This window comes from Gelidibacter japonicus (assembly GCF_010725055.1).
GTDB classification, from domain to species: domain Bacteria; phylum Bacteroidota; class Bacteroidia; order Flavobacteriales; family Flavobacteriaceae; genus Gelidibacter; species Gelidibacter japonicus.
Window position 1 is genome coordinate 401,304 of the sequence record NZ_BJKB01000002.1, and the last position, 19,393, is coordinate 420,696.

Genomic DNA, 19,393 nt, shown 5'->3' on the forward strand with positions numbered 1-19,393 from the left:
TTGACGATTAATAGCTTTTCAGAATCCGAAGATAACCGACAAATCCAACACAAGTCTTAAAAAAACTATAAATAAAACCTAAATTCTATTTCTTTCGCATATAAACACTGATGGGAACACCATGAAAGTTGAATTCTTCGCGAAGCTTATTTTCTAAAAAACGCTTGTAAGGCTCCTTTACATATTGAGGCAAATTACAGAAAAAAGCAAATTGAGGCTGTGGTGTTGGCAATTGCATGATATACTTAATTTTGACGTATTTCCCTTTTAATGCCGGCGGTGGATTATTCTCAATAATTGGCAACAACACCTCGTTGAGTTTACTTGTTTTTATTTTCTTGGAGCGATTGTTATAAACTTCTACGGCAGTTTCAATAGCCTTAAAAATTCGTTGTTTATTTAACGCAGAAATGAATATAACTGGTACGTCCGTAAAAGGTTCAATCTCTTTGCGAATTTGTCTTTCGTAATCTCTCACAGTATTGGTTTCCTTTTCTACCAAATCCCATTTATTGACTAAAATCACAATGCCTTTTCTGTTGCGCTCAGCCAACCAAAATATATTTTGAACCTGTCCATCGAACCCTCGTGTGGCATCGTGGACCAACAACACTACATCGCAATGCTCAATGGCTCTAACGCTACGCATTACTGAGTAAAACTCCAAATCTTCCTTTACCTTTGATTTACGACGGATTCCCGCAGTATCTACCAAATTAAATTCAAATCCGAATTGGTTGTATTTTGTGTCAATGGCGTCTCTTGTCGTCCCTGCAATATCAGTGACGATATAACGTTCTTCGCCAATCAGGGCATTGATAAAAGATGATTTCCCTGCATTTGGACGGCCTACAACCGCAAATCTTGGCAAATCACTTTCTTCTTCTTCAACGTGTTCTGGCAATGCATCCACTACCGCATCAAGCAAATCTCCGGTACCACTACCGCTGATGCTGGCAATCGTAAAATACTCTCCTAATCCTAACGAATAAAATTCTACAGCATTTTCTGCACGCTTATTATTATCCACTTTATTGACAGCCAAAAAAACGGGCTTATTGACTTTTCTTAGCAATTTGGCGACGTCTTCGTCCATTCCTGTCACTCCGGTTTCGACATCAACTACAAAAATAATTACATCCGCCTCATCAATAGCAAGCTCCACCTGTTTGTCAATTTCAATTTCAAAAACATCATCACTACCAACAACATATCCTCCTGTATCGATCACAGAAAACTCCCGACCATTCCACTCCGATTTCCCGTAATGTCTATCTCTGGTCACACCACTTACTGCGTCAACAATAGCTTCCCTCCGTTTGATTAAACGATTGAATAACGTTGATTTTCCTACATTTGGACGACCTACTATGGCTACTATACTACTCATGACTTTTAAATTGTTTGCAAAGGTAGTGTTTCCTTTCTGAAAAAAATAGAGTATTTTTCAGTGCTTTAAATTATATCTATGTCATTATCAAACGAAATTGTTCTAAGGCCTCGTTTTAAAATGGAATTAAACCATAGCAATGCGATCATCTTAAAAACATTTGAGGACGCAAAGTCCACAAGCAAAACCTATAAAATAGTTAGGGTTGACGATCATGTTTTTATACGATTGCCCACTCATGAACAACAGTTCTGGTCGCCCCAATTGCATTTGGAAATCAATGAGATAAATGACAAAACGTCCACACTCCATGGTCTGTTTGGACCTAATCCAACTATTTGGACCATGTTTATGTTTTTACATTTTTTGGTTGCAGGGCTATTTATTGCCTTTGGGATTTGGACCTACACCAATTGGACCTTAGAAAATCCATATGGAATCCCCTTGGGGCTGATGCTATTAATGGTAGTGGCTTGGTTTGTGCTATATTTTGCTGGTCGGTACGGAAGAGCGAAAGGAAAAGATGAAATGCATGGACTTTATGGTTTTATGGAGATGACTCTAAAAACGAATGGATTGATATAGAAGTTATGACGCAGAGCTTTGTTATGACGCAGAGTTTCACGGAGGTGCACGGAGTTACACGGAGAAATGATCGAAAGTATTTGGAAATCTATCTATGATAGATAATTTTAATATTGATCGACGTTGACCATTCAATAGCTACTACCGACTACCCTCTACCAACTGTTAACTATAAACTCAGACTGAATTCTGCTGACTGCCTACAGCAGACTTAAAAAACTACTTCTGGTTATACCCAAAGCGTTTCAACTGCTTCTGGTCACTTCGCCAGTTTTTATTGACCTTAACGTACAATTCCAAATGGACTTGTTTTCCGAAGAACAGTTCCAGATCCTTTCTGGCCTCTACGCCTACTCTTTTCAACGCAGCACCTTTGTGTCCGATGATGATTCCTTTTTGTGTTTCGCGTTCTACCATAATGACAGATCGCATTCTGATAATGTTTTCCTCTTCGAAAAATTCCTCAGTATCAATTTCAACGGCATAGGGAATCTCCTTTTTATAATGCATTAGGATTTTTTCCCGAATGGTTTCATTTACAAAAAAACGTTCCGGCCTGTCCGTCAACTGATCTTTTGGGTAAAACGCTGGCGATTCAGGTAAGAGTTCAATAATTCTCCCGAACACTTCTTTGACGTTAAACCCTTCTAAGGCGGAAATTGGATAAATTTCCGCATTTGGTACTTTTTCAGACCATAATTGCACTTGTTCTTCCAATTGTTGCTGGTCGGACTTGTCAATCTTATTCAATAGGAGCAACACTGGAATTTTGGAAGTGGTAATTTTCTTAAAGAAGGCCTCATCTTTAAGTTCCTGTTCTCCTATTTCCACCATATATAACAGAACATCGGCATCGTCAAAAGCAGATTTCACAAAATCCATCATCGATGCCTGAAGCTCATAAGCGGGTTTGATAATTCCAGGGGTATCTGATAAAATGACCTGAAAATCATCGCCATTGACAATCCCAAGAATACGGTGTCTTGTAGTCTGTGCTTTAGAAGTGATAATAGATAGTTTCTCTCCCACGAAGGCATTCATCAATGTTGACTTACCAACATTAGGATTCCCGATAATATTTACAAAACCTGCTTTATGCATCATATGATAATTTTTACAAAGATAAGTTTTAAATTTAAGACGGTTGATTGCCAACAATGGGTTTTAATATCTTGAGGTTTTTCTCGAACGAAAAAACAACTCCAGAGTCGTTCTCATGGCCTTACCTGTCCCTTCCGGTCGGACGGGCTCCGAGGTCCTTGATCATTTTGGGAGTCACGCTCCTCTTTTTCAATCTGCTCAAGCACTTCCGAAATTGTATGCGAATCATGCCCATATTTTTTTGAAAACTCCTTGGTAAAAGCAGCTCCGAAAAAGAAAATGAGACACGAATAAGACACCCAAAGCAAGACCAAAACAATACCACCTGCAGCACCATAAGTTGATCCCGGATTTGCCGTACCAAAATAAAGACCTAATAAATATTTGCCAAGCGTAAAAAGAAGCGCCGTAATAAAAGCACCAATCCACACCGTTTTCCATTTTATTTTTGCGTCGGGCATGTATTTGAACATCAGCGCAAAAAGTGTGGTAACCACAGCCACTGACAATACCAAGTCCAATAGATAAGCAATATAAAGTACAATATGTGGAAACATTTCTTTTATATAGTTGCTAAACACTCCTAAAACGGCGGAAATTATAAAACTTATGAGCAATAAAAATCCAATGACCAATATAAAGGCAAAACTTCTGGCACGATCAGTAAGCAGTTTTTTTAAACTGAATTTTTCAGAGTCTTCTACCTTCCAGATTTTATTGAGTGAAATCTGCAATTGATAAAATACCCCAGTGGCTCCAAAAATAATACTGGCAATACCTATAAGAGTAGAAATAATATTCTTCTCCGTATTGAGTGTTTCGGAAATAATTGTTTTTATGATTTCTTTCGCTTCCGGTCCCAAGACTTCACTGATTTCCTGGGTCAATTGGCCTTGAACAATAGCAGGTCCCCAGAAAGCACCCACAATATTTATCAGAATAACAATAAGTCCAGGTAAGGACAATACAGAATAGTACGCCACAACGGCACTTAAACGCCACGGATCCTCATCATTCCACGTTTTGAAACTTTTCACAAATAAGGAAGGGAGATGCTTCAGTTTGAAATATTCTTCAACATGCTCTGACTTCTTTATGAGTTTTGCATTCATTGGATAACGAGTGTTTTTATTTTTTAAAGTTAAAACATTACTTTGGATACCTCTGTTTTATGTTCCGAATTATGTCCTCCAAACCATTTAATTTTAGCTCATATACGGTTTGGAGCATCAGACCAAGTTGCCCCTTGGGAAATCCCTTGTTATGATACCAAACCACGTAATACTCCGGTAAATCGATCAGGAACCGACCTTCATACTTGCCGAAAGGCATTTTGGTATGGGCAAGTTTTATGAGAAAATTTTGATCAGGCTCTATCACTACTTATTGGGGTTTTTATAATCGTTGTAGACTTTTAAGGCATCTTTTATCCTTTTATTCCAATCCGATTGCGACTTTGCGTCCATTGAGTGTTTTGTTTCAAGATCATATGTAGATTGCTCGATCGCCATTTCATTGATAATGCGTTTATAAACACTCTCCAGATCGCGTTTGATGTTTTTGGAAATTTTTAAAAGGGTGATTTCCTTCCTGAATTTACGCGCATATAATTCCGTAATATCAAAATGCAACTGCTCATGGGCAAGAATATGGTCTGATGCTCTTTTCTTATGGAACCAAGAACGTTTTGGGTAAAAATGAGCTTGAACCTGGACATTAAAATCCGTGACTTTATGTCGATCCTCCTTAACGGAAAACTTATAAGAAATTCCAGAAGAAGTCAGCGCCACAACATCCCCAAAATTTTGAGGCCGACCCTTAAAATCTGACCAATTCAATTGAACTGTGTCTTCCCACTCTATAACTTCCTCATTAATAGACTGTTCGTTAAGAACCAATGCCAAAACAACAAATAGATTGTAGATCATCACATCCACTTAAAGGTAATGGCTTTTTCTATGTCTGGATGAAGACTATAAAGGACAGGACAGGTTCTGCCCGTGTTTTCAAGAATCTTTTTGGTCTTATCATCTGCCTCAAATGGCAAATTCATGAGCACTTCAATTTTTGAAATTCGCCTTGGATTACTGGCCATTATTTTGGTGACTTCTGACGTAGTACCTGTCATATCTACACCCAAATCCCTTGCCTTGATACCCATAACGGTCATCATGCAACTTGCCAATCCGGTAGCGACAGTATCGGTAGGAGAGAAAGCCAGTCCTTTGCCATTGTTATCCGTAGGAGCATCAGTAATAAATGCATTCCCAGATTTCAAATGGGTACATTCAGTTCTTAAAGCGCCAAGATAAACCACTTTTGATGTCATAATTTTGCTTCTTCTATAGTGAGATCACTCGTATACTTTACAATATATACAGCCTCATTATAATAACCACCGTTCAGTTTTTTGGAATATCTGAATTTGTTTTCAGTATATTGGGTTTCAACTGCATTGGTTGATGCTTTGTACAAATCATCATCAGATGCCAATCGCAATAGAACATCTAAAGTCAGGTCAAAACCTCTGGCGGCAAATTTATTGGGCTCAATTCCGTATTTACCCTTATACGATTTAACAAAACTATTTTGCTGTTCTGAATTCAAAGTTTTGTTGATAGATGGGTAATGGAATTTTAAACTCGCTAAATGGTAATTGGACACATTTGCGCCTTCAAAAGCATCGGTTTTATTGGTAGAAACTAAAATAATATCCTGGTTCCTGTTGGTCAATCCATTGAGCATACTCGTTACATTTGACACTAACGCTTCATTGGCAGTTTCTAAAAAGACATAATTTTTACCATTAGAAAAAGCACCGCTTAAATCGGTGGCCATAATATAATACGCATCTCGTCCGCTCTTGTCATCTTTACGAGAGAAGATTTGTTTCGCACTTGGAAACTCAGATTTTAAGCGATTACTGATTGCTCTATTTGAATGGTCTGCGATTATTACCACATTAACTTTAAGGGCATCATCTTTCACAAACTGAATGATGGCTTTTTCAAGCATCTCTGGCTCAGGGATGGTCTGGAAAACATTATCGAACAATTGCTGTGGTTTAGTAATTGGAGAAATAACTGGAACACCATCTTTTTCCAAGGCTCGAGCCACACGGTCAAAATTATTTTCCATTAAGGGCCCGATTACCGCATCATAATTGGAAAAATCGTTACCATTCAAAATCTTAGTGATTTCAGCGGGTTGATCTTCGGTGTCAAAAACTTTCAATTTAGTTGAAATGCCGAGCCGTTTTGCCGAATCTATGGCCATTAAAACGCCCGAATGAAAATCAAGAGACACTGATAAACGCCTATCCGATTTAATCATATCCTTTGCCTCCTGAACCGAATCGGTATCCACTCTACTCAAGCGGAACGGCAACATGACTGCAATTTGCTTGGTTTTGAAATTTCTTATATTTTTGGCGAGATTTGTTTTTTCAACTTCTCCAACCACCTCACCAACGGTGACATTATGAGGCACTTTTAAAACCATCCCCTCTTTTAATCCATCAATCTTTAATTCGGGGTTAAGTCTTTCCAAATCCTCTTGGGTCAAGCCAAGTTTGATCTTCAATCGGTAATAGCCTTCACTTTTTTGGACCGTGTAATAATTAAAGTTGTCATCAATAACTTTTTCATCAGTGGTGCTTGGCACATTTATTTCGTCTCCTGGTTGTAAGATCTCGTTCATACCAGGATTCAGTGCTTCCAATTCAGCAACCGTAATTCCAAATTTATAAGCCACACGCCATTTCCCTTCTTTAGGCTGCACCTTATAGGTTTTAAGGGTGCTACTTGGCGTTACATTCGAAACCACAGTCTTATATTTCGGAATCCTGATCTGATCTCCTTTTCTTAAATTCTCAGAATATAAGCGCTTGTTATGCTTTTTTATATCTTCAATTTCAATGTTGTATTCCTTTGAAATGCTATATAGTGTTTCCTTGCGTTTTACTTTATGTGAGGTATAACCAATAAGTTCCTTGGTTTCAGTTGCGGCCTCAGACGAGATAGCAGCGGCATTTGGAATGATCAAAACTGAGTTCAGGGTCAGTTTCTTCTTGGCGTCTGGATTTAAGGCATAAATATCAGAAACGGAAACTTGGTATTTATTAGCAATCGACTCTACAGTTTCTCCTTGCTTTACCGTATGCGCTTTAAACTTTTGTGCGTGGGCAAACCAACTGCAAGACAAGGTAATGACACAAATTAAAATGAGTTTTTTCATGTTTTATTTATATGTAATTGACTGAAAACTGCGGCTGAAAACTTGCACCCCTCGTTATTCCCATTCAATAGTTGCTGGCGGTTTAGAACTAATGTCATAGACTACTCTATTAACGCCTTTTACTTTATTTATTATTTCATTGGATGTGTTTTGTAAAAATTCATACGGTAAATTCACCCAATCTGCAGTCATACCATCTGTACTTTCTACCGCTCTTAAGGCGACGCATTTTTCGTATGTACGCTCATCACCCATCACTCCCACACTATTTACAGGCAACAAGATTGCTCCTGCCTGCCATACTTTATCGTATAAATTCCACGATTTAAGATTGTTGATAAAAACAGCATCCACTTCTTGTAGGATTCGTACTTTTTCGGCAGTAATATCACCTAAAATACGAATGGCCAACCCAGGACCTGGAAACGGATGACGTCCTAAGATACCTTCGTCCATGTTCATAGAAGCACCTACACGTCTCACTTCATCCTTGAACAGAGCCTTTAATGGCTCAACTATTTTAAGTTTCATAAAATCAGGCAAACCTCCAACATTATGATGGCTTTTAATAGTAGCACTTGGACCTCCCGTGGCAGAAACGCTTTCAATTACATCTGGATAAATTGTGCCTTGTGCCAACCATTTCACATCTTCAATTTGATGCGCTTCATCATCAAAAACCTCAATGAACACACGACCGATAGCTTTACGTTTCAACTCCGGATCGCTCACTCCTGCAAGAGCATCCAAAAAACGTGCCGAAGCATCAACCCCTTTTACATTAAGTCCCATACCCTCATATTGGGTAAGGACACTTTCAAATTCGTTTTTACGAAGTAATCCATTGTTTACAAAAATGCAATAGAGATTTTTGCCAATGGCTTTATGAAGTAAAATAGCAGCAACTGAAGAGTCCACTCCACCTGATAAACCCAAGACAACTTTGTCGTTACCAATTTGTTCACGTAAAGCTTCAACCGTTTCTTCGACAAAAGATTGTGGAGTCCAATCCTGATTAACTTTTGCAATATGAACCAAAAAGTTCTCCAAAAGTTGCTTTCCATCCGTTGAATGATACACTTCAGGATGGAATTGAATGCCGTAAGTCTGCTCTCCTTCGATAATGAATGCCGCATTTTCTACATCTTTAGTACTAGCAATCAACAATCCGTTCGTAGGCAGTTTTTTTATGGTATCGCTATGGCTCATCCACACTTGGCTCCCAGTATCGATATGATTGAATAAAGGTTCCTTTACTTTAATATAAGATAAATTCGTCCTTCCATATTCACGTGAATCGGATGGCGCCACCAATCCTCCAGAAAAATGGGACAAATATTGGGCGCCATAACATATGCCGAGCAATGGCATATGCCCTCTGATTTTTGACAAATCTGGATGGGGCGCATTCTCTGCTCTTACAGATGATGGACCTCCAGATAAAATAACCGCTTTAAAGCTTTCTATTTCTGTTGGAATTTTATTGAATGGATGGATCTCACAATATATATTGAGTTCTCTAACTCGTCTCGCAATCAGCTGGGTGTACTGCGAACCGAAATCTAAAATAAGGACTTTGTTATGTTGCATGCGCAAAAATAAGGATTGATTTTCAGATTTACGATTTAGCAGTGATGAAAATTGTAAAATAATGAGCAAATTTCAAGAAGATGTCATCCTTTCAAAGAGGCTACAATCTTCATCAAAAAAGATTTATTTTCAGTTTTTTAAAACGTCCATTTACATTCTAATTCTCAAATCATGGATTCCAAAATCATCTCAATATCCCTTTCTGTGGTATCAGGATTGATAAAACAAAACCGTGAAACCGTTTCATAGGTATCTCCATTTTTCCATTTTGTAGGGGTGACCAAAGCAAAGCCTTTGCGATGATTTTCATAAGTCCATTCTGTATAATCTTCGGGTTGCCAACCTTTTCTTCGGTACAACACACACGACAAACTTGGTTCTCTCACCAACTCCAAATTGGGGTGGGCTTCAATCATTCTTCCGGCAATTTGTGCGAGTTCAATACCGCGTTCCACCGCTTCCTTGTACCGATCCGTGCCATGGGTTGCCAATGAAAACCACAATGGTAATCCGCGTACACGACGGGTCAACTGTATCTGATAATCTGTAGGGTTAAAACCATGTGCGCCTTCATCCTTAAAAATATCCAAATAGGATCCTTGTTGGGAATGGGCATTCTTTGCCAATTCGGGCTTTTTATAAATCACGGCGCCGCAATCGTAAGGTGAGAACATCCATTTGTGAGGGTCGATGGTAACACTATCTGCCTTTCCGATCCCATTAAACAAATGGCGGACTGAATCTGCAACCAAAGCACCACCACCGTAGGCAGCATCCACATGAAACCATAAGTTTTCCTGCTCGCAAACCGAAGCAATATCATCCAAATCATCAATGATACCTGCATTGGTTGTACCCGCCGTTGCGACCACAGCAAAAAGACATTTTCGCTCATGCTCGGTCAGGCCACGGATGGCCAATCTTAGATCCTCACCCGTTAATCGCTCTTCAGAATCGACCAAAAGGATATCGACATCAGCCACCTTTGCCATTGCTTTGATGGATGAATGCGCGCCAATGGAGGTAATGATCAATCCCTTTTCTCTTTGAAATTCTGGATTTTCACGCCAATGCTCTCTAGCCGTTACAATAGCGGATAAATTGGCCGCCGTTCCTCCGCTCGTAAATACGCCAAACGCACCTTCGGGCATTCCTGTAAGAGATACAATCCACTTCATGGCTTCATTTTCACAAAAAATGCCACCTGCACCTTCCATCCAGTAAGCACCATGTATACTTGATGCCGAAGTCACCAAATCGAACATAATGGCTGCTTTTGTGGGTGAAGCAGGCACAAAGGCAAGATTTCGAGGGTGATCTACAGGCACATTTGCCGTTGCTAAATGGTCCTTCCATAAATTAAACGCATATTCACCTCCAATCCCTTTGGCCGTTATGGTTTCTCCAACCAAATTTTTGAGTTCCTCTTCTTTTTTGGGTTTGCCAATTATATGTTCAGTAGCAGAGACTCGTCCAATGACATATTTCATGATATCCAGGGTCATCTCAATGAGGTTCAAATCAATTTTGTGCATACTTTTCATAGCTCCAGATTTATTGATTTGAAATATCCAAGATTAAAAATTCAGCTTTTAAAGGTTCTAAGTTTTCAATTAAACTCTGAATGATTCCTTCACCATATTCCAAATAAAATTCCGAAATATTTAGATATCGTTCCTGGAGACTTTGCCGTGGGAACAATTCATCCTGAAGGGTTTTAACACGTTCCAAGACATCCTCCATTTTTCGTTTTTGGGCTTTTAGCAGACGTTTCTCAAGATTCTCCAAGCCTTTAATTTGTTTGACCTCTTGTGCCGCAACCGCGCCCCTAAAGGATTTATCGGTTTGCTCTGCCAAATCATATAGATCCTCAAATTGTTTTTGAAGATGTTCTTTCTGTGGAGTAAAATCGATTTTAATATCGGAAATAGACTTGGTGACCTTGGACATCAAATCATTCTGGTTTAAAAATAGATCAGCAAAAGAAACATTCAACTTACTAAGTTTTTCTTTCTGCTTTTCTGTGACAAGCAGTACCGAATTCCGAAGCAATAACATTGGAAAAGTTACCTCCTGTGCTTCAAAATTAGACTTCAATTGTAACCAATATGCCAACTCCCCACCACCTCCGATATAACAAAGATTGGGCAAAACAATTTCTTGATACATGGGGCGCAGGATAACATTAGGGCTAAATCGCTCTGGGTGTTCGTTCACCTCAGTAAGTAATTCATCTTTAGTCCAGCGAATATCTGTATCCAAGACGCTATAGACGCCTTCGTTTTCCAAAATCCGTTCCCGTAAATTTTTATTGAGATAAAATAAATTTATTTCTCTGGGATTGACCTGTATTTTATAATTGGAAGGCAATGCATTGATGGCCTGATTCGTTTTGGACACTTTTTCGAATGCCGTTTGCTCGATCAATTCTTGAGCAATATAGGGCAGATACATTTTTTTTAATATGGGATCATTTCCATCCAAAATGACCAAACCGTAAACAGAGAACAGCTTATTGACCAAAAATCGGGTTGCTTCTGTTAAATTGTCATGATCCAGATAAGCTTGTTGAAATAGTTTTTTTAAGGATTTTGCATTTTCACTTTTGTCCAACTGAGCAGCGAATACCTCATACACATGATCTAAGCCTTTTAAATCCAATTCACCCACAGCACCAGAAGCCTTTCTATTCCATTGTACTTTTTTCCCCTTAAAATTAAAAAAGTTGATTTCCTCAAAATCGTGGTCTTCAGTGGCCATCCAAAAGATTGGCACAAAATTAAAATGGGGGTAGGCCGCTTTTAATTCCTTACATAGATTAATTGTAGAAACAATTTTATAGAAAAAATACAAGGGGCCCGTAAACAAATTCAGTTGATGCCCCGTAGTCACCGTAAAGGTTGTACCGTGTTTTAAAAGATCAATATTAGTGAGGGTAATGGAAGAAATACTCAAATTCTCATACTGCTGCATGAGTACTTTTACCAAATCAGATCGATGGTTCTTATTATAATTTATTTGCTTTTCTTCAATCTGCTTTTCAAAGTTTTCAAGTTTTGGAAATCGATTATAGAATGGTTTGAGATATTCCCTTTCATCTAAATAATCGCAAATCAAAGAGGAAAAATAATTGGTGTCCTTAAATGGGATATAATGGGTTGGCATATTTGAATTTAAAATTGATTTGTAAAGATAATGCTCTTAACTTTTTTTGAGTACTAAATTAAAGTTAATTCACTTTGGCTTCCTATCTTTACTCAACTAATTATACTACATCTCTTCATTATGCATAAAATATCCCTTTTCCTCTTTGTCCTTTTGAGTCCAATTTTTGTATCACAAGCGCAACACCTCCAATCGCCATCAGAGTTTCTCGGTTATGAATTGGGAACTGAGTTTTCAAGACACCATCAAGTGGTGGACTATTTTAAAATGGTAGCGGCCCAAATGCCCAATCAAGTGAAACTTGAAAAATATGGGGAGACTTATGAAAGACGACCGCTTTATACTGCGATTATATCTTCCGAGGAAAACATAAAGAATCTTGAAACCATCAGACAAAACCACTTAAGAAATGCAGGGATTGTCAATGGGAATTCAACCTCCAATGACATTGTCGTGGTATGGTTGAGCTATAATGTTCATGGCAATGAGGCGTCAAGCACGGAAGCGTCAATGAAAACCATATTCACCTTATTGACAGAAAAACAAGAATGGCTAAAAAACACGGTGGTTATCATTGATCCTTGTTTAAATCCTGATGGTCGTGACCGCTACGTCAATTGGTACAATCAAACAAAAAGCACCCCATATAATATTGATCAACAAGCCAGCGAACAGAATGAGCCTTGGCCAAGAGGAAGGGCCAACCATTATCTGTTTGACCTGAACAGAGATTGGGTTTGGGCAAGTCAAAAAGAAACACAGGCACTCTTAAAAGTCTATAATAAGTGGTTGCCTCAAATTCATGTCGATTTTCACGAACAGGGCATCAATGATCCGTATTATTTTGCGCCAGCTGCCGAACCTTTTCACGACATCATTACCGATTGGCAACGCGATTTCCAGACGCAGATTGGAGAAAATCACGCCAAATACTTTGATGCCAAAGGTTGGCTGTACTTTACACAAGAGCGGTTTGATTTGCTTTACCCAAGTTATGGCGATACTTACCCGACCTATATGGGTGCCATCGGAATGACCTATGAGCAAAGTGGCCAATCAGGATTGGGCGTTTTGAATGATGAAGGCGATATCCTAACCTTAGTAGACCGCCTGGAACATCATTGCACTACGGGTTTATCAACGGTAGAAATGGCTTCAAAAAATGCAGAAAAACTAAATACCGAATTCAAAAAGTTCTTCGCCAATAAAAATGTTAAGTATAAAAGCTATGTGATGCGTGGTTCGGCAGATAAAATTAACGGATTAAAAGAGCTATTGGACCAACATGAAATCATTTACGGGGCCGCGGCATCAGGAAAAATTACTGGCTACAGTTATAAGGACGGTAAAACGGGCAGTCGTAATGCAAATTCAGAAGACTTGGTGGTCAGCGCCCTTCAGCCAAAAGGCCAAATGGTGCAGGTATTATTTGAACCACACACACAATTGGCAGATTCAATTACTTACGACATTACCGCTTGGAGTTTACCTTATGCCTATGGATTGGATGCTATGGCGAGCTCCAATTTAGTCGCAACTACAGTTGTTGGAAAAACTCCAGAATTAAACACAAAAAACACCAATGCCGTCGCGTACGTCTCCAAATGGGACCATATGAAAGATGCCGAGTTTTTAGCCGAATTATTAAAACAAAACATTAAAATACGCTTCACAGAAAAGCCTCTAACCACCAGAAACTCAGAATCATTTAATAGAGGAGCATTGATAATTATACGAGGTGACAATAAAAAAGTAGAAAATTTTGATGACCTAGTAATCGCCGCTGCAAATAAACATAAGAGAAAAGTGGTTCCCGTTTTAAGTGGATTTTCGAAAACAGGACCCGATTTTGGTTCGCCAGATGTGAAGTTGGTCAATAAACATAATATTGCAGTACTCTCCGGCAATTACACCTCATCTTTAGGTTATGGCGAAGTGTGGCATTTCTTTGAGCAACAATTGCATTACCCTATAACATCAATAAATACCAATGATTTTGCCAGAACCAATCTCGATAAATATACGGTATTGGTGATTCCAAACGGATCTTATGGAAAACTCTTCAATGAAGCCAACATGGAAAAACTTCAAAATTGGGTCAAAAAAGGAGGAAAGGTGATTGCGATAGATGGAGCTTTAAACATTTTCGCAGACCATAAAGATTTTGATTTAAAGAAAAACAAACCTAAAGATACCACCTCAGTAAAGAACAACCTCGTTCCTTATGCAGAACGAGAGCGTGACAATACCAATGATTTGATTACTGGAACCATTTTTAAAACGGAGATAGACAACACGCATCCGATGGCTTTTGGATATGATCAAAACTATTTTACTTTAAAATCGGGAACTTCGGCTTACAGTTTATTGGAGAAAGGCTACAATGTTGGCCATTTAGGTGTAAACCCAAAGAAAATATCTGGATTTGCAGGAAAAAACACCTTGGAAAATCTTGAGAATTCTTTGGTTTTCGGTGAGGAACGCCTCGGTAAGGGAAGTATGATTTACATGGCAGATAATATCCTTTTCAGGAATTTTTGGGAAAATGGCAAATTATTTTTTGTCAATGCCATTTTCTTTGTAAACAATAATGCCTTCGAACAGTAGAACACTAAAATTAACAGTTAAAGCCATTTGCACGTCTGTTTTATTTCGTATTTTAATAACAAAAACTAACAGATTATGAAAACAAAACTCAATTTCGTTTTCCTCGCATATAAAAATTATCTGCTATGTATGGTATTTATTGTTTCTGGTGGGATGGAAATGTTCGCATTCAATTTTTTCCAAGAGCAACAAATAGTACAAACATTTTCTGAATTTAAAGGAACGGTTATTGACAGCAAATCCAAAGCACCTTTATCCTTTGCTACTTTAATCGTTGATGGAACTAATATCAGCACAATAACCAATTCTGAGGGCGAATTTTTATTAAAAGTTCCCAAAACCATGGTCGATAACACCATCAGTATCTCTTTTTTGGGATATCAAGTCAAGACCATTCCCCTTTCTAATTTAAATGGCGACGATATTCAAATCTTATTGGACGAAGCGGCAATGGAACTTTCGGAAGTTAAAATAAATGTCCCAAAGGATGCATACACCCTAGTAAAAGCAGCATTGGATAAAAAAAGTGACCATTTCCTCACTGAAGAAACCATAATGACCGCATTTTATAGAGAGACCATTAAGAAAAGACGTCGCAACGCATCCCTATCTGAAGCCGTAGTAGAAATTTACCGAGAGCCCTACGCCTCCTCTAAATCAGATAAAATCAAACTTATCAAAGCTAGAAAAAGCACCGATTATAATCGGTTGGACACGCTAGCCCTAAAATTAGAAGGCGGTCCGTTTAGCGCACTTTACGCAGATGTGATCAAATATCCGCAGTATATATTTTCTGAAAACGATTTCAGCAATTATGAGTTTTCTTTTGATAAATCTACTGAAATCAATAACCGTAGTGTATATGTGGTAAAATTCAAGCCCCATGAAAACATTGTTATACCGATGCATTACGGCAAACTTTATATTGATGCTGAAACTTTTTCACTGGTTAGCGCTATCTACAATTTGAATGTTGAAAATCGTGAAATGGCGGCAAAAATGTTTGTTAGAAAGAAACCGAATAGAGTTACTGTTTATCCAACAGAAGCAGCCTATCGTGTGGATTATAGAAACCATAACGGTAAGTGGCACTACGGATATAGCAACCTCCAATTAACATTTAAAGTGATCTGGAGAGGACGTTTATTTAACAACGTTTACACATTAAACAGTGAAATGGCCATTACCGATTGGGCAAAGAATTTGGGAGATTCCTTCACTCGAAAAGAAACCTTGCGACCTACGGTTATTTTAAGTGATGAAGCCTCTGGTTTTTCTGACCCTGATTTTTGGGGAGAATACAACATTATTGAACCCGAGAAATCTATTGAATCTGCCATCGATAAAATCAACCGACAAATGGAGAGAAGAAAAGGGAATGAGTAAATGCGTGAAGGATGAGCGATGACAGGGCGATGGGTGACCGATAACTGATGACCGAAGACACCTGCGACTCCCAAACTACAACCTACTACCGATCGAATACCGTCAACTGAAGACTGCCTACTGAAGACTGTCTACTACCCTCTAATTTCTATCCTCTATTTTCTACTTTCTCTACCGTCTATTTTCTATTTTCTACCCTCTCTACCCTCTATTTTCTATTTTCTACCCTCCATCTATTACTCTTTAGATTTTCTATACGCCAAATAAAACAACTGGGGCAATACCGTCAAGGAAAGCAGGGTACAAATTAAAATCCCTCCCACAATCATAATCGCCAAGGGCTTTTGAATTTCAGAGCCCATACCATGCGACAGTGCAGCTGGCAACAGCCCCATGGCCCCCATGAGGCCTATCATAACAATGGGTCTTATTTTTTCTTGCACCCCCAAAGAAATGGCTTCTCTTAAATTATGGCGTTCCCGTAATTTCTCATGAATAACGGTAATCAAAATCAGTCCGTTAATGGTTGACACCCCAAAAAGGATAATAAAGCCGATCCCCGCCGAAATACCAAAAACCGTTCCTGTAACCCATAATGAGATCAAGCCGCCAATAAAGGCAAAAGGCAGGGTAAGCGCAGCAATAATAGTGTCTTTGACGTTCCCGAAGTTCATGTACAACAAGAAAAGAATCAGTAATAATGAGATAGGAACAACCACCATTAATTGCTTACTGGCACGTTCCTTACTTTCAAACTCTCCAGCCCACTCCACTTTGTTGTACGATGGAATTTCGACTTCAGCGTCCACTTTTTTTCGTGCTTCTGCAATGGTGCTTCCCAGGTCACGGCCCTCAATACTAAATCCTACACCAATATAACGGCTGTTGCCTTCTCGGTAAATAAATGCCGGCCCCGTATGAAAATCGATAGTAGCTATCTCCTTTAATGGCACATAATTACCATCATAAACAGGCACTAAGATATTACCAATAGCTTCAGCCGATTCACGATGTGGTTTTTGATATCTAATGCGCACATCAAACATCCGTTCGCCTTCATAAAAAGTAGTGGCTGCCTGACCTCCGATGGCCATGGCCACCACCGATTGCGCATCAGCCATGGTCACACCATATCTTGCCATTTTATGATCGTGTAGCTGAATTCGCAATTCGGGTTGACCGATATTTTCATAAACGTTCAAATCGGTAATACCTTCAATATCCCGGATGGCATCTGCAACCTCATGGGCCTTCTCTTCCAATTCGAAAAGATCATCACCAAAAATTTTCACCACCAAGGAGCTTTTAACACCGGCCACATATTCTTCCACGTTGTCTTGAATAGGCTGACTAAATCCGAAATTGATCCCGGGATAGGTTTCCAAATCGTCCCGTATTTCTGCCATTAAATCGTCTTTAGAAATAGCTCGCTCCCATTCGTCTTCAGGTTTTAACTCAATATGGAATTCGATATTAAAAAAACCGGTAGGATCAGTACCATCATTGGGACGTCCCGTTTGAGTCAATACAAATTTAATTTCGTCGTGCTGTCTTATTTTTTCTTTCATTTCCTGGGCCAGCTTCACCGATTCGTCCAAATGGATACTTACCGGTAAGGTGGCACGGACATAAATGGCACCCTCATTTAATTTTGGCAGGAATTCAGTGCCATAGTAACTGAACTTTACAGCACATATCACCAACAAACCTACAAACGTATATAAGGTTGCCTTTCTATACTTATCTGTAAACTTAAAAAGTTTGAAGAATTGGACATTAAAAAACCTTGACACAATACTTTCCTTATCATTCACTCCCTTATTCAACAGGACTTTACACATGGCCGGCACATAAGTCAGGCTCAAAATCAACGAGCCTAACAGTGCATAACCCAAAGTAAACGCCAATGGTGAAAACATCTTTCCTTCAACTTTCTGGAATGAAAAAATTGGCATCAAGGCTACAATGAGAATAAACAGTGCAAAAAATATGGGGGTTGACACCTTGCCCACACTCTTTTTAATAATTCCCAATTTAGAAACTTTGGCGAATTTATCTCTTCCCATAAGACGGGATTTTATTTGAAGTGAAACAAAAACCTGTTCCACAATAACCAAAGTTCCTTCTAGTAGCAAGCCAAAATCAAGCGCACCCATAGATATTAAATTGGCTGGCAAACCTTGAATGCGCAACATGATGATCGCAAATAAAAAGGATAGCGGAATGACCGATGCTACAATCAAGGTGGTTCTCCAATTATAAAGAAAGATAAACACGATCAGTGACACCAAAATAACGCCTTCAATTAAGTTGGTAGTAACCGTTTTTACGGTAGTTTCAACCAGTTCTGAACGGTCAATAAAAGGAACTATTTCCACATTTTTAGGTAGAATTCGGGTGTTCAGTTCATTTATTCTGGTTTTTAAGCCCTCAATAACATCGGCAGGATTTTCACCTCTCAACATGATCACAATGCCCTGAACAAGATCATCATCTTCATCCAGACCCACTTGGCCCAATCTTGGTTTGGCAGCAATTATGACTTCGGCCACATGCTTTACCAAAACAGGGGTCGAACCATTTACCGTAATCAAAATATTTTCTATGTCTTCAACGCTTTCCAATAAGCCCACACCTCGAACGGCATAGGCTTGATCGCCACGTTGAATGACATCGCCGCCAACATTGATATTGCTTTTAGATACCGCTTCATAAACGTCTAAGGGCGAAAGATCATAATTTTTTAATTCGCTGGGATTGATCTGGATTTCATATATCTTCTCTTCACCTCCAAAACTCGCAACATCGGCAACGCCGGGAACGGATAAAAGTTCGCGTTCAATCACCCAATCGTGAATGGCAGAAATTTCCTTGATTGGCAAATCACTTTTCACCACATATCTAAAAATTTCACCCGTCGCTCCAGAAGGTGGCTCTATCTGTGCGTCACTCCCCTCGGGCAATACCAAGCCTTGAAGCCTATTGGAAGCATATTGTTGTGCATAAAAATCTTCAACATCATCATCAAAAATAACGGTGACCACCGAAAGCCCAAATAACGAAATGGAGCGCACTTCAGCCTTTTTCGGAATGGTATTCATTTCCTTAGAAACTGGAAGTGTAATAAACTTTTCAACTTCTTCAGCACTTCTACCTGGCCATTGCGTAATGATTCGCGCTCTGGTATTGGTGACATCCGGAAATGCTTCGATCGGAATTTTGATATAATTTATGATCCCAGCCACCAGCAATAATCCTGTTAGAAAAAACACAATGGTGGAGTTTTTTAAGGAAAACCCCACAATACCTTGGACAAATTTCTTCATGGATAAG

At 39.0% G+C, this 19,393-nt stretch carries 14 protein-coding genes; 3 read left to right on the top strand and 11 right to left on the bottom strand.

The genetic code is table 11. From position 1 onward, the window contains the following. Positions 1 to 85 precede the first annotated feature (85 nt). On the bottom strand, positions 86 to 1,390 hold the full coding sequence (gene der, locus G6N06_RS03660) for a ribosome biogenesis GTPase Der (protein ID WP_163514699.1): 1,305 nt from the start codon (positions 1,388 to 1,390) through the stop codon (positions 86 to 88). Between the two features lie 78 nt (positions 1,391 to 1,468). Here der and G6N06_RS03665 point away from each other — a divergent pair, with 78 nt between their 5' ends. Beyond that, positions 1,469 to 1,975 carry a GTP-binding protein gene (locus tag G6N06_RS03665; RefSeq protein ID WP_163514700.1) on the top strand — a complete coding sequence of 169 codons (507 nt, stop codon included), beginning with the start codon at positions 1,469 to 1,471 and terminating at the stop codon, positions 1,973 to 1,975. A gap of 219 nt (positions 1,976 to 2,194) precedes the next feature. Here G6N06_RS03665 and era read toward each other — a convergent pair whose 3' ends face one another. The 9 genes from era to bshC all read right to left on the bottom strand — a co-directional run bounded on the left by era (position 2,195) and on the right by bshC (position 12,067). Then, complete coding sequence (gene era, locus G6N06_RS03670) at positions 2,195 to 3,079, bottom strand: GTPase Era (protein ID WP_163514701.1); 885 nt, start codon at positions 3,077 to 3,079, stop codon at positions 2,195 to 2,197. A 110-nt stretch (positions 3,080 to 3,189) separates the two neighbouring features. Then, on the bottom strand, positions 3,190 to 4,188 hold the full coding sequence (locus tag G6N06_RS03675; RefSeq protein WP_163514702.1) for a YihY/virulence factor BrkB family protein: 999 nt from the start codon (positions 4,186 to 4,188) through the stop codon (positions 3,190 to 3,192). Positions 4,189 to 4,225: 37 nt separating this feature from the next. Next, positions 4,226 to 4,456 carry a DUF3820 family protein gene (locus tag G6N06_RS03680; RefSeq protein WP_371865802.1) on the bottom strand — a complete coding sequence of 77 codons (231 nt, stop codon included), beginning with the start codon at positions 4,454 to 4,456 and terminating at the stop codon, positions 4,226 to 4,228. Beyond that, positions 4,456 to 5,004, bottom strand: a complete 549-nt coding sequence (locus tag G6N06_RS03685) for a DUF922 domain-containing protein (RefSeq protein WP_163514703.1) — start codon at positions 5,002 to 5,004, stop codon at positions 4,456 to 4,458. The genes G6N06_RS03680 and G6N06_RS03685 overlap by 1 nt, the downstream gene beginning before the upstream one ends. Continuing rightward, entirely contained in the window at positions 5,004 to 5,405 is a 402-nt protein-coding gene (locus G6N06_RS03690) for an OsmC family protein (protein ID WP_163514704.1), read from the bottom strand. Before G6N06_RS03690 ends, G6N06_RS03685 begins: the two co-directional genes overlap by 1 nt. Then, complete coding sequence (locus tag G6N06_RS03695) at positions 5,402 to 7,312, bottom strand: LysM peptidoglycan-binding domain-containing protein (RefSeq protein ID WP_163514705.1); 1,911 nt, start codon at positions 7,310 to 7,312, stop codon at positions 5,402 to 5,404. The genes G6N06_RS03690 and G6N06_RS03695 overlap by 4 nt, the downstream gene beginning before the upstream one ends. Before the next feature lie 54 nt (positions 7,313 to 7,366). Continuing rightward, positions 7,367 to 8,902, bottom strand: coding sequence for a glutamine-hydrolyzing GMP synthase (gene guaA / locus G6N06_RS03700; protein WP_163514706.1), 1,536 nt, complete (start codon positions 8,900 to 8,902; stop codon positions 7,367 to 7,369). 164 nt (positions 8,903 to 9,066) lie between these two features. After that, entirely contained in the window at positions 9,067 to 10,437 is a 1,371-nt protein-coding gene (locus tag G6N06_RS03705) for a pyridoxal phosphate-dependent decarboxylase family protein (protein ID WP_163514784.1), read from the bottom strand. Positions 10,438 to 10,456: 19 nt separating this feature from the next. Continuing rightward, complete coding sequence (gene bshC, locus G6N06_RS03710) at positions 10,457 to 12,067, bottom strand: bacillithiol biosynthesis cysteine-adding enzyme BshC (RefSeq protein WP_163514707.1); 1,611 nt, start codon at positions 12,065 to 12,067, stop codon at positions 10,457 to 10,459. A 120-nt stretch (positions 12,068 to 12,187) separates the two neighbouring features. Here bshC and G6N06_RS03715 point away from each other — a divergent pair, with 120 nt between their 5' ends. Further along, on the top strand, positions 12,188 to 14,674 hold the full coding sequence (locus tag G6N06_RS03715) for a M14 metallopeptidase family protein (protein WP_163514708.1): 2,487 nt from the start codon (positions 12,188 to 12,190) through the stop codon (positions 14,672 to 14,674). A gap of 75 nt (positions 14,675 to 14,749) precedes the next feature. Further along, positions 14,750 to 16,060 carry a carboxypeptidase-like regulatory domain-containing protein gene (locus tag G6N06_RS03720; protein ID WP_163514709.1) on the top strand — a complete coding sequence of 437 codons (1,311 nt, stop codon included), beginning with the start codon at positions 14,750 to 14,752 and terminating at the stop codon, positions 16,058 to 16,060. 236 nt (positions 16,061 to 16,296) lie between these two features. Here G6N06_RS03720 and G6N06_RS03725 read toward each other — a convergent pair whose 3' ends face one another. Then, positions 16,297 to 19,386 (bottom strand): efflux RND transporter permease subunit, encoded by a 3,090-nt coding sequence (locus G6N06_RS03725; protein WP_163514710.1) that lies wholly within the window; start codon positions 19,384 to 19,386, stop codon positions 16,297 to 16,299. Positions 19,387 to 19,393: the final 7 nt, after the last annotated feature.